The following is a 14,027-nucleotide window of genomic DNA, read 5'->3' as shown; positions in this document are numbered from 1 at the left end:
GTTCAGAAGAGATCGAGGATGCGCCAGCCGCGGTCGCTTGCATGCGCACGCAGCGTGTCGTCGGGGTTGGTCGCGATCGGGTCGGTGACTTTCTCGAGCAACGGGATGTCGTTGTGCGAGTCGCTGTAGAAGTAGCTGTGTTCGAAGTCGTCCCAGTGCTTGCCGAGCGACGCGAGCCACGCTTCGGTGCGCACGATCTTGCCCTCGCGATAGCTCGGCGTGCCGGTCGGCCGGCCCGTGTACGGCGAGTCGGGGTGCCCGTCGGTCGTTTCGACCTCGCACGCGATCAGCGTGTCGACGCCGAACGCGGTCGCGATCGGACGCGTGATGAACTCGTTGGTCGCGGTCACGACGCAGCACAGGTCGCCGGCATCGATGTGCTTGCGCACGAGTTCGAGCGCGGCGGGCGTCATCGCGGGGCGGATCACCTCGTGCATGTACTGCTCGTGCCATTCGGCGAGCTGCGCGCGCGAATACTTCGCGAGCGGCGTGAGCATCGCGCACAGGTACGCATGGATGTCGAGCTTGCCGGCCTTGTAGTCGGCGAAGAACTGATCGTTCTGACGCGAGAAGCTTTCCGCGTCGACGATGCCGAGCTTCACCATGAAGCGGCCCCATTCGTGGTCGCTATCGGTCGGGATCAGCGTGTGATCGAGGTCAAAGAGTGCCAGATTAGTCATGGATGCGCATTTTACTCGAAGCGGTTCGGGCCTGTGCCCGGTGGTGCGATGTCGTCGCCGGGGCGGGCCAGCATCCGGCGCAGCAGGGGCAGCGTGACGGCGCGCTTCTGCTCGAGCGAGAAGCGGTCGAGCGCGTCGAGCAGCGCCATCAGGCTCGGCATGTCGCGGCGGAAATGGGTCAGCAGGTAGGCGGCGATGTCGTCGGTGAGCGCGATCCCGCGCTCCTTCGCCGCGAGCTTCAGCACGGCGATCTTGCCGGCATCGGACGGCGGCGACAGGTGAAACACGAGCCCCCAGCCGAGGCGCGTGCGCAGATCCTCGCGCACGTCGAGCGCGAGCGGCGCCGCGGGGCCCGCCGCGACGAACGCGCTCGACGGGTGCGCGCGGACCTCGTTGAACAGGTTGAACAGCGCGACCTGCTGCGTGTCGCTCATCCGGTCGCAGTCGTCGATCGCGTAGATGCCGATGCGCGGGTCGAACGTGAACGCGCCGAGCGGGCTTTGCGGCGTCAGGTAGCGCGCGTAGCCGTACGACGCGTCGCTCACGAGCGCCTGCAGCAGGTGGGTGCGGCCGCTGCCGGGCTCGCCCCAGATATAGAACGACCGGTCCGGCACGGGCCCCGCCGCGAGCGCGAGGTCGAGCTTCTGGAGCCGCGAGATGAGCTCGTCGTTCTCCTCATTCATGATGAAGTTGTCGAACGTGGCGGGCGGCGGCGTGCCGAGATCGAGCGTCAGTTGACGGGACACAACAGTCACAATGCGGGTCGGTTGATGAAACGCGCGCCGTACGCCGGGCACGCGCGGGGGGCTGCTCCGGTGCCTGCACACGCGGCCGCACGCACCGCGGCGCGCGGGTTTCGGCGCGGCTCGCGTGGCGATGAAAACGGGGACGTGTCGACCAAGATGCAATCCCTGACGATTCGGTGCTGGGAATTCCGGCCAACGGGCCGGCTTCGGGTAAAATCGCATTTTACCGACCTTCTCGCATTCCCCCATGAATCCTCCGAAATCCGCTCCCGACGCTCAGGGTCTGTCCTACCGCGACGCAGGCGTCGACATCGACGCAGGCGACGCGCTCATCGACAAGATCAAGCCTTTTGCGAAGAAAACCCTGCGCGACGGCGTGCTCGGCGGCATCGGCGGGTTCGGCGCGCTGTTCGAAGTGCCGAAGAAGTACAAGGAGCCCGTGCTCGTGTCGGGCACCGACGGCGTGGGCACCAAGCTCAAGCTGGCCTTTCATCTGAACAAACACGACACCGTCGGCCAGGACCTGGTGGCGATGAGCGTGAACGACATCCTCGTGCAGGGTGCCGAGCCGCTGTTCTTCCTCGACTACTTCGCGTGCGGCAAGCTCGATGTCGACACGGCCGCAACGGTCGTCAAGGGCATCGCGCACGGCTGCGAACTGTCGGGCTGCGCGCTGATCGGCGGCGAGACGGCCGAAATGCCGGGCATGTACCCGGACGGCGAATACGATCTGGCCGGTTTCGCGGTCGGCGCGGTCGAGAAGAGCAAGATCATCGACGGCAGCACGATCGCCGAAGGCGACGTGGTGCTCGGCCTTGCCTCGAGCGGCATCCACTCGAACGGCTTCTCGCTCGTGCGCAAGATCATCGAGCGCGCGAACCCCGACCTGTCCGCCGATTTCCACGGCCGTTCGCTGGCCGACACGCTGATGGCGCCCACGCGCATCTACGTGAAGCCGCTGCTCGCGCTGATGCAGAAGGTGTCGGTGAAGGGCATGGCCCACATCACCGGTGGCGGCCTCGTCGAGAACATTCCGCGCGTGCTGCGCGAAGGCCTCACGGCCGAGCTCGACCAGAACGCGTGGCCGCTGCCGCCGCTGTTCAAGTGGCTGCAGGAGCACGGCGGCGTCGCCGACGCCGAAATGCACCGCGTGTTCAACTGCGGGATCGGGATGGCCGTGATCGTCGCGGCGGCCGATGCCGACGCAGCGATCGCCGATCTGACGGCCGCCGGCGAGCAGGTATGGAAGATCGGCACCGTGCGTGCAAGCCGTGAAGGCGAGGCGCAGACGGTCGTGGTCTGACGCACCGCACGCAAGATGCAGCAAGGAAAGCCGCCCGGAGTCGATCCGGGCGGCTTTTTTTTCGGTTCTTCGAGGATTCCCGGAGGACGCGACGCGAATCTCCGGGGAGAAGGACTCCCCGTCCGGATACCCTTAAGCCCGACGCTCGATGACGTTGATGGCGTTGTTGATGCTTCCAGCCATGGCCAGTTCAGCCATCAACCGAAGCCGAAGCGGATGATGAAGCTGCGTGTGCCAGCGTCACTGCCTGTTCGCGCGCAGCCTCTCTGCCCGCGTGATCGACTTCAGGTCCAAACAGCGTTTTCTCGACGATGATCGATTCGATGTCGGTGATACCGATGAAGCGCAGCCACGCTTCAAGAAACGGCCGCTGAAAGTCGAACGACTCGGCGGGCGTGCTCGATTGCCTCGAATAGTCGAGGCCTCTCGCGTAGATCACGACTGCTTTCTTGCCGTTCAGCAATCCCGCTAACCCACGCTCGTCGAATGAGAAGAGGAGGCCGCGGTGGGACACGGCGTCGATGAAATGCTTGAGCTTGTAGGGGATGGAGAAATTCCACAGCGGCACGGAGAACAGCAGCGTATCCGCGTCGTGCATCCGCTGCGCGAGTTGCCGGAAACCTGCCCACGCTTGTTGCTGGCCTTCACTGAGCGGCGTGCCGCTCAAGTCCGCGTATTTGGCATCGAGCGCATCGCCGTCGAGTTCCGGCAATGGCGTCGCCCAGAGGTCGAGCACGTCGACCCGATGCTTCGGATGCGCGTCGCGCCAGGCTTCCAGATACGCGTGCGCAACGTCGCGTGATGCGGACCGCGACTTGCGCGGAGAAGATTCGATATGCAGCAAGGTCGACATGGAACGGCTCCTGACGGGTTGACGGCCCTCATCAGAACATAGTTCGATTCGAAATATAAACGAAGTATCATCGCGCTATTCAGTAGCATTCGCACTGTATTGCGGGACATCTCATGTTCGATACCGTTTTGTTGCGCTCTTTCGTGGCCGTCGTCCAGGAAGGCGGATTCACGCATGCCGCGGCCCGTCTGAATCTGACGCAGTCCGCCGTCAGCGCGCATCTTCGGCGCCTGGAAAAACAGATCGGCCGTGACCTGCTCGTGCGCACCACGCGCTCGGTCACGCTCACGGTGGACGGCGAACTGCTGCTGGGTTACGCGCGCGCCATCCTCGCGCTCAATCAGGACGCGCGGGCGCAACTGCTGCGCGAACCGAGTGCGGGCGCGATCCGCGTGGGTCTGTCGGAAGACCTCGCCAATGTCAGGCTGATGCATGTGATGCAGGCGTTTGCCGCGCGGTACCCGCGCATCGCGTTCAGCATCCGGGTCGGTATCCCGGGCGAACTGCTCCAGGCGCTGGATCACGGCGAGCTGGATGTGGTGATGGGTGGACGCTGCCACGGCGGGCCCACCGGACGCGTGCTCTGGCGCGAGCCGCTTGTGTGGGCCGGTGCGGATTGGGCGCCGCTCACGCCTGGCGTACCGGTGCCGATCGCGCTGCTGCCGGAACCGTGCCCGTATCGTGAGGCCTCGCTGGCAGCATTGGCCCGCGCGGGCGTGGATTACCGGATCGTGCTCGTGTGTCCGAGCGGCGCAGGCCTGTGCGCTGCCGCGCACGCGGGCTTTGCGGTGACGCCAATCGTGCATACACAACTGGCGCACGGCTTGCGTGCGATCCCCCCGGATGCCGGCCTGCCGGCCCTGCCCGATGTCGAGTTCACGATGTTCGCGGCCCCGGGTGCGTCGGACCGGGTTGTTGATGAACTGGGCAACGCGATCGTGCTGGCATTCGCGCACAACGGATGACCGCGGTCATCGCGGCGACAGAGCCGGGATCTTCGCGGCCAGAGGCACACGCATCGTCATCGGTTCATGAAATTCCGCGAAGAGCTTCTTTTCGGGGCAGGGGCGATGCGGGCCGATGGGGCTCCGTTAGCGATCCTCGATACGGCCGTCCAGCACGCGCTCGAGCGCGTCAACCGCGCGGTCGGTCGAATCCGGCGCGACGCAGTCGACGACGATCCGCTCGGGTATCGCGCGCAGCCAAGTGATCTGCCGTTTGCACAGCTGGCGCGTCGCGAAGATGCCTTTGTCGCGCATGGTCCGGTAATCGGTGTCGCCGTCGAGGAATTCCCATGCCTGCCGGTAGCCGACGCAGCGCATCGACGGCAGGCCGAGATGCAGATCCTCGCGGCGGCGCAGCCGTTCGACTTCGTCGATGAAGCCCGCGTCGAGCATCGCGTCGAAACGTTGCGCGATGCGCGCGTGCAGCACCGCGCGGTCCGACGGCTCGAGCGCCACCGGGACGAAGCGGTACGCGGCGGCTGCATCGTCCGCGCGGCGCGGCGCGGCGAGCAGCGCCGACATTGGCTGCCCGCTCAGCAGGAACACTTCGAGCGCGCGCTGGATCCGCTGCGAATCGTTCGGCGCGAGCCGTGCGGCCGTCGCCGGGTCGACCTGCGCGAGCCGCGCATGGAGTGCCGGCCAGCCGTCGCGCGCGGCGTCGGCATCGAGCTCCGCGCGCACGGCCGGATCGGCGGTCGGCAGATCGTTGAGGCCCTGCGTCAGCGCCTTGTAGTACAGCATCGTGCCGCCCGCGAGCAGCGGCGTGCGGCCGCGCGCGGCGATCTCGCCGATCACGCGCAGCGCGTCCGCGCGGAATTCGGCCGCCGAATAGGCGTCGGCCGGGTCGATGATGTCGATCAGGTGGTGCGGCACGCTCGCGCGCTCGTCGCGCGTCGGTTTCGCGGTGCCGATATCCATGTCGCGGTAGACGAGCGCCGAATCGACGCTGACGATCTCGATCGGACGGCGCGCGGCAAGCGCCAGCGCCGCGGCCGTCTTGCCCGATGCGGTGGGGCCGAGCAGGCAGGCGATCGTCGTTGGGCGGGACTGCGGTGAAGCGTTCATTGGCCGCGCATGAAGAGACGGTCGAGATCGTTCAGCGTGAGCTGATACCACGTCGGCCGGCCGTGATTGCACTGGTCCGCGCGTTCGGTCGCTTCCATCTGGCGCAGCAGCGCGTTCATCTCGTCGAGCGTCAGGCGCCGGTTCGCGCGCACCGCGTGGTGACACGCGAGCGTGCCGAGCAGCTCATGCTGGCGCTCGGTGAGCACGCGCGAGCCGCCGAACGCGTGCAGGTCGGCGAGTACCGCGCGCGCGAGCGACTGCAAGTCGGCGTCCTTCAGCAGCGCGGGCACCGCGCGGATCGCGAGCGTCGTCGGCGACAGCACCGCGAGGTCGAAGCCGAGCGATTCGAGCGTGTCGCGTTCTTCCTCGACCGTGCCGATCTCGACCGGCGTCGCCGTCATCGATATCGGCAGCAGCAGCGATTGCACCGCGACCGTGCGGTCGGCGAGCGCGTTCTTGAACTGTTCGTAGAGGATCCGTTCGTGCGCGGCGTGCATGTCGACGATCACGAGGCCGTGCGCGTTCTGCGCGAGCACGTAAATCCCGTGGATCTGGCCGAGCGCGAAGCCGAGCGGCTGCTCGTCGTGTACGGCGGCGCCAAGCGACGACGCGGCGAAGCCCGGCAGCGGCGCAGCTGGCGCATTGGCCGCCTCGGCCGAATCGCGCGCGACGATCGTCGTGCCGTCCGGTGTGCCCGCACCCGTGTCCTTGCGGCCGAACAGCGCATCGTAGAGCGCGAGCGGTTGCGCGACCGGCAGCGTGCCCTGCGTCATGCGCGCCTGGCGCATCCACGTGTTGCCCGACGAAGACGATGACGGCGGCGACGAGAAGCCGCTACCGCCCGTGCCGGTGGCCGCGCCCTGGCCGAGCGGCGTATTCAGGAACGACGCGGGGCCGCTCGGCGCCGGCGAGAGTTGCGCGGCATGGCCGCCCGCGGTGGTTTCCGGCGACGCGCCCGCGTGGCGAGCGAGTGCGCGCTGCACCGCGTGGAACACGTACTGGTGGATCGAGCGCGAATCGCGGAACCGCACCTCGATCTTCGACGGATGCACGTTCACGTCGACGGCTTCCGGCGGCAGGTCGAGGAACAGCACGTACGACGGGTAGCGATCGCCGTGGAGGACGTCCTCGTACGCCGCGCGCACCGCGTGCGTGAGCAGCTTGTCGCGCACGAAGCGGCCGTTGACGAAGAAGTATTGCTGGTCGGCGCGGCCGCGGCTCGCGGTCGGCAGGCCCGCGCAGCCGTAGACGGCGAGCGGCCCGGCCTGCTCGTCGAGCGGCAGGTGCGCGGTCGCGAAGCCGTCGCCGAGAATCTTCGCGACCCGCAGTGCGGGCTCGGTCGCGTTCCAGTGCTCGACGGCCTTGCCGTTGTGCAGCACCGAGATCGCGACGTCCGGCCGCGCGAGCGCCGCGCGGCGGATCATTTCGAGGCAGTGGCCGAACTCGGTCTGCTCGCTTTTCAGGAACTTGCGGCGCGCGGGCGTGTTGAAGTACAGCTCGCGCACCTCGATCGTCGTGCCGACCGCGCCGGCGGCCGGCGACAGCGCGCCCGTGGTCGCGTCGATCTTCGTCGCATGCGCGACGTCGGCCGTGCGGCTCGTGATCGACATTTCGGCGACCGACGCGATCGACGCGAGGGCTTCGCCGCGAAAACCCAGCGTCGCGACCGCCTCGAGCTCCTCGAGCGAGCGGATCTTGCTCGTCGCGTGACGCATCAGCGCGAGCGGCAGTTCGTCGGGCGGGATTCCGCAGCCGTCGTCGGTGATCGAGATGCGCTTGACGCCGCCTTCCTCGAGCACGATGCGCAGCGTCGTCGCGCCGGCGTCCATCGCGTTTTCGAGCAGCTCCTTGACGACCGACGCCGGGCGTTCGACGACCTCGCCGGCCGCGATCTGGCTGATCAGCTGGTCGGGCAGGGGCTGGATCGCGCGCAGCGGGCGCGGAGCAGGGGCGGGCGCGGCGCCCGCGGCCGTTTCGGTGATTTCGGACATGGCCGAATTATAGCGAGGCGGCGGGGGCGTGCCGGGCCGCGGCCGGTTACGTTTTTTCACGGAGCCTTAAGGTAGTTTCGGTATGATGGCTCCGTTCCGCGCGCCGCCTTGTCCGGCGGGCATTTCCGCTTTTTCGGCCGTTCCGGCCCTTTCGCCTTCGAGGAATCGCATTTGGATACGCTGCTTCATTTCGTCAACCTGGTCCTGCATATCGACGCGTTCCTCGGCGACTTCATCCGGCAGTACGGTGCGTGGGTGTATCTGGTGCTGTTCCTGATCGTGTTCTGCGAGACGGGGCTCGTCGTGCTGCCGTTCCTGCCGGGCGATTCGCTGCTGTTCATCGGCGGCGCGTTCGCGGCGACGGGCGACATGAACGTCGGCGGGCTGATCGTGCTGCTGCTGGTCGCGGCAATTGCCGGCAATACCGTGAACTACCTGATCGGCCGCTGGATCGGGCCGAAGGTGTTCAATACGCATATCCCGGTGCTCGAGCGTTTCCTCGATCGCGCGGCGCTGCAGAAGACCCACACGTTCTACGACAAGCATGGCGGCAAGACGATCGTGCTCGCGCGCTTCATCCCGGTCGTGCGCACGTTCGCGCCGTTCGTCGCCGGCGCGTCGTCGATGAGCGTCGCGCGCTTCCAGTTGTTCAACGTGATCGGCGCGCTGGTCTGGGTGTTGCTGCTGGTGCTGCTCGGCTACTTCTTCGGCAATATTCCGTTCATCCGCCAGTATCTGAACGTGATCGTGCTGGCCGGGATCGGTGCGGCGATCGTGCCGGTTGCGCTGGGCGCGCTGTGGAAGCTGGTGCGCGGGCGGCGATCGGGCGATACGCCGAACACGGGCGGCCACTGAGCCGAACGTTTTCGCTTCGGCGCAATAAAAAAGCGTGGCGGCTGCCACGCTTTTTTTTCGTCCGTGCGGTCCGGCCGATTGCCGAGTGGCGGTATCGGCCGTTCCGGCTGCTCGACGCAGGCTGCTTCAGCCAGAATCCGGCGGCCGTCGGGCGCCATCGTTCCGTCAGGTCGTGCGATGAAAGATCGGCGTTTCGGGCGTCGGGTATTGCGCGTCGCGGAACGTCTCGAGAATCGCGCGATTGGTATCGCAGTACACCTGCCAGTAGTTCTCCGGCTGCGTCGACGGACGCACGAACAGCAGCGGGCCTTCCGGCGTGAACTGCAGCACGCCGACGTCCGGCGCCGGCTGAGGCAGCACGTTCGGGATCTGCTGGATCTGCGACTTCAGGCGGTTGATCGCATCGACCGCATCCACGCCGTTCGCGATCTTGGCGGTCAGGTCGACGCGGCGATGCGGCGTCGCGCTGTAGTTCGAGATGTTGTCCGAGAAGATCTTGTTGTTGCCGACGATCGTCACGATGTTGTCGGCGGTGATGATCGTCGTGCCGAACAGACCGAGTTCCTTCACCGTGCCGGTGACGCCGCCCGCGCTGACCACGTCGCCGATCTTGAACGGCCGCAGCACCTGCATGAACACGCCGGCGGCGAAGTGGGCGAGCAGGCCGCCCCAGGCGGTGCCGATCGCGAGGCCGAGGCCGGCGAGCAGCGCGGCGAACGACGTGGTCTGCACGCCGAAGATCTGCAGGATCGCGAGGATCAGCAGGATCGTCAGCAGCACGCTGACGACCGAGGTCAGATAGTCGGTGAGCGTCGGGTCGACCTTGCCGCTGCGGCGCACGACCTTGCCGAGCAGGCGCGTGGCGATGCGGATCGCCCAGCGGCCGACGAACCACAACACGATCGCGGCGAGGAGATTGAGGCCAAAGTCGAGGCCGCGGGTCATCAGGAATTGCTGGGCGGATTCCAGGTTCGGCATGAGGGCTCCAAGACGGGTTTAAAGAACGGCCTGAGGCCGATATTCGTCGCACGGTTATAACCGACCTGTGAGACCGAGACAACCGTCGCGCCTGCCTGGACGCCGGTATCGAAAACGTTTCAATCAGCGCGACGCACGCCGTTTGCCGCGACACGGGCATTGTTAATTCCGGAGTGCAATCCGAGTTAATTACCGCTTATTACCGTGAGACCGCGGATGCGGACTGATCCTATGGTTTTCGGACTGAATTCGGATATGTCCTACTTCCATGCGATAATGCCGGCGTTTGGGAGACCTGCGCTGTAAGTTGCGAGAACCTGAGCGGACAGTGCGATTGCCGGAGCGGGATCGACCACCCCGATAACAGGCGCAGACGGCCGGCTGGCAAGGCAGGGCGCGGTTTTAAGACGTGCCGTCGTTTCGGTTATTTCCCATGAATTTCTGAAGTTCGTTCGCCATCGAGCCTGAATCCGTGGCGGAAATTGACATGCAGTAACCATTTCTTCTGCTGTCACAGAGGGTGGGTTTGTTGCTTTTTCGGTCGCCAATGGCCGAAAGAATGCAAATTTAAGTGAAGAATTTTTGAGAGGTCGATGGCCTGATCGAGCCAATCGACTGATGAAAAAGCGGCCGGGTGTTCGGGGGGATGCGTTGATTGAACGCCCGGGAAATGACGCTGGCAAATCAATAGTAAAAAGTCTTGACCTCAAGATCCATGAAAAAGAGTTTATTGGCAATCTCCGTCCTTGCCGCTTTGGCGCTTTCGGGGTGTGGGACCTATCCGGATTGGATACCCGCTTCCGGTGCGTCTCGCCAGAAGGTGCAGCAGGCACCCGAGACCGGCGGGCGCATCGAAGGTATTCAACTGGTGGACGTCAACGACACGTTGGCGAGGAAGCTTGCCGATAGCAAGAAGCTGGGCCAGTTCGCGACCATCTTTCCGAGTGCGGTTACCAATAACTACTTGATCGGCCCAGGCGACGTCATCGAGGTGACGATCTGGGAGGCGCCGCCGGCGATGCTGTTCAGCACGCTGGCGCCCGCGCAGCCGATGACGACGGCCACGGCCACGGCCAATAGCGTCACGTTGCCCAACCAGATGGTGGCCTCGGACGGCACGATCACCATCCCGTTCGCGGGGCGGATCGCCGTCAAGGGGCGGACGACCGAGCAGATCGAGGCGAGCATCGTCAGCCATCTCAAGGGCAAGGCAAATCTGCCGCAGGTGCTCGTCAGCGTCACCAAGAACAATGCATCGAACATCACGGTCGTGGGTGAGGTCAACACGAGCGCGCTGATGCCGTTGACCCCGAAGGGCGAGCGTCTGCTCGATGCGCTGGCATTCGCCGGCGGCGTGAAGCAGTCGGTCAGCCGCATGGCGGTGCAGCTTTCGCGAGGCAGTGTCACTGCAACGATGCCGCTCGATTCGGTCATTCGCGATCCGCGCCAGAACATCGTGCTCAAGCCGGGCGATGTCGTGACGGCGCTCTTCCAGTCGCAAAGCTTCTCGGTGTTGGGCGCGACGGGCAAGAACGACGAGATTCCGTTCGAGGCGCAAGGCATTTCGCTGGCCCAGGCGCTCGCGCGTTCGGGTGGTCTCAACGACAACCGTGCCGACGCGCGTGGCGTGTTCGTGTTCCGGTTCGAAGACGCGAAGCTGGTCGATGCGCAGGACAAGACGGTGCGGGCTGTCAATGGCACGGTGCCGGTGGTCTACGAGATCAACCTGCGGGATCCCGCCGCGTTCTTCGTGACGCAGAATTTCCCGATTCAGAATCATGACGTGATTTACGTCTCGAACTCGCCCGAGGTCGAGTTCAAGAAGTTCCTGACGCTCGTCGTGATGGTGGCCAGCCCGACGGCGACCATCAACCGGGAACTGGAGTAAGGCGCGATGGTGGGAAAGGTGCGTACTCCGTTCGAGGTCACGGTCTCCGTCTGGAGAGCCATGTTCCTGCGCGAGGCGCTGGATCGGTTGTTCGAGGCGCGTGCGGCGTGGTTGTGGTTGCTGATGGAGCCCGTGATTTATATCGCGATACACGCTTTCGGATATACGACTTTCCGGATCCACGAAGTCGGAGGAATTGCGATAACGATGTGGATCATCGCGGGATTCATTGGCTTCCTGCTCTGGCGGCGTACGTGGATTCAGGTGTTGCACGGGATCGATTGCAACTACGCATTCTTTGTTTACCGGCAGGTAAAGCCGTTTGACGCGGCGATCGTGAGAGCGGTGCTGGAGCTTTTTTTGATGGTCCCGATCTCGATCATCATAATCGCGGCGGCGCTTGCTGCGGGGCGCGTGATAACACCTGACCTGCTCAATCCGATTTTGCTTCCGGCGGATCCGCTATTGGCTATCGCCAGTCTTCTGGGGTTGTGGTTGTTTGGCTTGGGGCTCGGCCTGGTAACGTCGGTGGCGATGAATTTCGTCCCTGAAGTGGATCACATTTTCAAGTTGTTTTATTTGCCGCTTTATTACATTTCCGGGGCTTTGTTTCCGATCATGTCGATACCGAATCCATATCGGGACATTCTGCTGATCAACCCGGTCGTGCATGGTCTGGAACTGGTGCGGATCGGTTTTTTGCCGTCGTATCACACGGCACCCGGAATCAGTCTGACTTATCTCTATGGGTGGGCTCTTGGCGCCATGTTATTGGGACTGGCGCTTTACCGTCGCTTTTCTAATAAGTTGGTGACGCGATGATCTGCATCGAGGACGTCCACAAGCGTTACATGACCGAGCACGGCGTCGGGAAATGGGTGCTGCGCGGGATTGACATGACGATCCCGCCAAAACAAAGCGTTGCACTGATCGGCGTGAACGGAGCAGGGAAGTCGACGTTGTTGCGCATCATCGGTGGCGTCGACCATCCCACCAAGGGGCGCGTCGAGCGGCTGTGCCGTGTGTCCTGGCCGATGGGAGCGGGCGGGCTTGAGGGAACGCTGACCGGACGGCAGAACGCAAAATTCGTCTGCCGGATTCACGGTCGGCAGGACGAACTTCGGGATCGGCTCGCCTTTATTCAGGATTTCGCCGAGCTGGGCGAGGCTTTCGACAGACCGGTTCAAACCTATTCGTCGGGGATGAGATCGCGCTTGCAATTTGCATTGTCGCTCGCATTCGACTTCGACGTATATATATCAGATGAGGTCACGGCTGCGGGGGACGCGAAGTTCCGAAAAAAAGCTGCTGACGCATTCAAGGGAAAAACAAGTCAGGCGAGCGTGATCATGGTTTCTCATGATGAAAGCACGCTTCGGCAGTTCTGTCAGTCCGGAATTTGGATAAACGAAGGTCGCGCTTCCTGGTTCGATGATCTCGACGAGGCATTGCGAGCGTACAAGGAAAGTATTTTTGCATGAAAAAGCAGCTATCCATTGGGGAAGAGGGCGGCGTCGCTCGGCTGGTGGCCGTTTTCCGGAGGGCCAAGGATGTCGTGTGCTCTGTCAGGATTTTTAAGCTGGTTATCAAGCTGATTTTTATTTACGCGGTGCTGTCCATTCCGTACTGGTTGTTGATTGCGTCTGATCGTTACGTGTCCGAGGCTAACGTCATTATTCAGACAACCGATCAAATCAGTAATCCGGGCGTGGACGTATCTGCAATCGTCCCGGGTGCCGGTGGCCCGAATCGTGCCGATCAGTTGCTGCTGCGGGAGTATCTCTTGTCGCTCGATATGCTCAAGAAGCTTGATGCTTCTCTGGATTTGCGCTCGCATTTCAGCAACTGGCGCCGGGATCCCATTTCACGGATGTGGTTCAAGAATGCACCGACCGAATGGTTCTATCAGTATTGGTTGTCGCGCGTCGACGTTCAGTACGATGACTATAGCGGGGTATTGCATATTCGAGCGCAGGCATACGATCCCGATATGTCGCAGGCGATCGTCAAACTGATGGTTCGCGAGGGCGAGGCCCACATGAATCAGATCGGTCATCAACTGGCGCAATCGCAAGTCGACTTCCTGTCGAGGCAAGTGACCGCAGCGCACGACCGGCTTCTGGATGCAACGCATACCGTAATCGACTTTCAGAACCGCAAAGGCCTGGTCGCTCCGCAGGCAACGGTGGAGAGTCTGAACGCGATCATCGACAAGCTCGAAGCGCAAAAGACCGATGTTCAGACTCAGCTGTCGGCACTGCCGGCATCCCTGAGTCCGAATCAGCCTACGGTCGTGATGCTCAGGAATACGCTCAATGCGCTTGAGCAGCAGATCGCGCAGAAGCGCGCCGAACTTGCTTCTCCGTCGAGGAAAACGCTCAACTACACCGTCGAGGAGTTCCAGCGCCTCCAAATGCAGGTTGGATTCGCTCAGGATCTGTACAAGACGGCCTTGTCCGCATTGGAGAAGGGGCGAATGGATGCTGCCCGGACCTTGAAAATGGTTTCGATCATTCAGACGCCGACCAAGCCGGGTTATCCGACGGAGCCGGGGCGGCTCTACAACGCCTTTGTCACGTTGCTGGTTGCGGCCGCGCTGGCCGGAGTGGTGAAGCTGCTGGAAAGCATCATCATGGATCACGTGGATTGAGATCGGGGACGGCG

The 14,027-nt window shown here is 63.7% G+C and carries 13 protein-coding genes; 7 read left to right on the top strand and 6 right to left on the bottom strand.

Annotated features, from left to right (window positions below):
- Nucleotides 1–2: 2 nt before the first annotated feature.
- The gene (locus WS45_RS15295) at nucleotides 3–680 is read right to left on the bottom strand and encodes an HAD family hydrolase (RefSeq protein ID WP_059535426.1); all 678 of its coding nucleotides are present in this window, start codon (nucleotides 678–680) and stop codon (nucleotides 3–5) included.
- A gap of 11 nt (nucleotides 681–691) precedes the next feature.
- Nucleotides 692–1,426: a DnaA regulatory inactivator Hda gene (hda, locus tag WS45_RS15290; RefSeq protein WP_006760485.1), complete on the bottom strand. Its 735-nt coding sequence runs from the start codon at nucleotides 1,424–1,426 to the stop codon at nucleotides 692–694.
- A gap of 247 nt (nucleotides 1,427–1,673) precedes the next feature.
- On the opposite strand from hda, the gene purM reads away from it, so the two are divergent.
- Nucleotides 1,674–2,729, top strand: coding sequence for a phosphoribosylformylglycinamidine cyclo-ligase (purM, locus tag WS45_RS15285; protein WP_059700673.1), 1,056 nt, complete (start codon nucleotides 1,674–1,676; stop codon nucleotides 2,727–2,729).
- Nucleotides 2,730–2,919: 190 nt separating this feature from the next.
- Here the strand turns inward: purM and WS45_RS15280 are convergent, their stop codons facing one another.
- Nucleotides 2,920–3,582 (bottom strand): FMN-dependent NADH-azoreductase, encoded by a 663-nt coding sequence (locus tag WS45_RS15280; protein ID WP_059700672.1) that lies wholly within the window; start codon nucleotides 3,580–3,582, stop codon nucleotides 2,920–2,922.
- 113 nt (nucleotides 3,583–3,695) lie between these two features.
- On the opposite strand from WS45_RS15280, the gene WS45_RS15275 reads away from it, so the two are divergent.
- The gene (locus tag WS45_RS15275) at nucleotides 3,696–4,547 is read left to right on the top strand and encodes a LysR substrate-binding domain-containing protein (RefSeq protein WP_059700671.1); all 852 of its coding nucleotides are present in this window, start codon (nucleotides 3,696–3,698) and stop codon (nucleotides 4,545–4,547) included.
- A 126-nt stretch (nucleotides 4,548–4,673) separates the two neighbouring features.
- On the opposite strand, the gene miaA is transcribed toward WS45_RS15275, so the two are convergent.
- Together miaA and mutL are read right to left on the bottom strand one after the other, a co-directional pair.
- Nucleotides 4,674–5,651, bottom strand: a complete 978-nt coding sequence (gene miaA / locus WS45_RS15270) for a tRNA (adenosine(37)-N6)-dimethylallyltransferase MiaA (RefSeq protein ID WP_059700670.1) — start codon at nucleotides 5,649–5,651, stop codon at nucleotides 4,674–4,676.
- Nucleotides 5,648–7,642 (bottom strand): DNA mismatch repair endonuclease MutL, encoded by a 1,995-nt coding sequence (mutL, locus tag WS45_RS15265; protein ID WP_059700669.1) that lies wholly within the window; start codon nucleotides 7,640–7,642, stop codon nucleotides 5,648–5,650. The genes miaA and mutL overlap by 4 nt, the downstream gene beginning before the upstream one ends.
- Before the next feature lie 171 nt (nucleotides 7,643–7,813).
- On the opposite strand from mutL, the gene WS45_RS15260 reads away from it, so the two are divergent.
- Nucleotides 7,814–8,497: a DedA family protein gene (locus WS45_RS15260; protein WP_059700741.1), complete on the top strand. Its 684-nt coding sequence runs from the start codon at nucleotides 7,814–7,816 to the stop codon at nucleotides 8,495–8,497.
- 165 nt (nucleotides 8,498–8,662) lie between these two features.
- On the opposite strand, the gene WS45_RS15255 is transcribed toward WS45_RS15260, so the two are convergent.
- Nucleotides 8,663–9,475 (bottom strand): mechanosensitive ion channel family protein, encoded by an 813-nt coding sequence (locus WS45_RS15255; RefSeq protein WP_059700668.1) that lies wholly within the window; start codon nucleotides 9,473–9,475, stop codon nucleotides 8,663–8,665.
- Nucleotides 9,476–10,190: 715 nt separating this feature from the next.
- On the opposite strand from WS45_RS15255, the gene WS45_RS15250 reads away from it, so the two are divergent.
- The 4 genes from WS45_RS15250 to WS45_RS15235 are packed head-to-tail and all read left to right on the top strand — an operon-like array spanning nucleotide 10,191 to nucleotide 14,013.
- Nucleotides 10,191–11,363 carry a polysaccharide biosynthesis/export family protein gene (locus tag WS45_RS15250; protein WP_059700667.1) on the top strand — a complete coding sequence of 391 codons (1,173 nt, stop codon included), beginning with the start codon at nucleotides 10,191–10,193 and terminating at the stop codon, nucleotides 11,361–11,363.
- 6 nt (nucleotides 11,364–11,369) lie between these two features.
- A complete protein-coding gene (locus WS45_RS15245) occupies nucleotides 11,370–12,185 on the top strand; it encodes an ABC transporter permease (protein ID WP_059700666.1) in 816 nt (271 codons plus the stop codon).
- A complete protein-coding gene (locus WS45_RS15240) occupies nucleotides 12,182–12,844 on the top strand; it encodes an ABC transporter ATP-binding protein (protein ID WP_059689036.1) in 663 nt (220 codons plus the stop codon). Before WS45_RS15245 ends, WS45_RS15240 begins: the two co-directional genes overlap by 4 nt.
- Entirely contained in the window at nucleotides 12,841–14,013 is a 1,173-nt protein-coding gene (locus WS45_RS15235) for a chain-length determining protein (RefSeq protein ID WP_257140424.1), read from the top strand. Before WS45_RS15240 ends, WS45_RS15235 begins: the two co-directional genes overlap by 4 nt.
- The last annotated feature ends 14 nt before the right edge of the window (nucleotides 14,014–14,027 follow it).

The organism is Burkholderia sp. RF2-non_BP3, assembly GCF_001522185.1.
GTDB lineage: Bacteria > Pseudomonadota > Gammaproteobacteria > Burkholderiales > Burkholderiaceae > Burkholderia > Burkholderia diffusa.
This window is presented reverse-complemented; position numbering and strand designations above follow the sequence as displayed.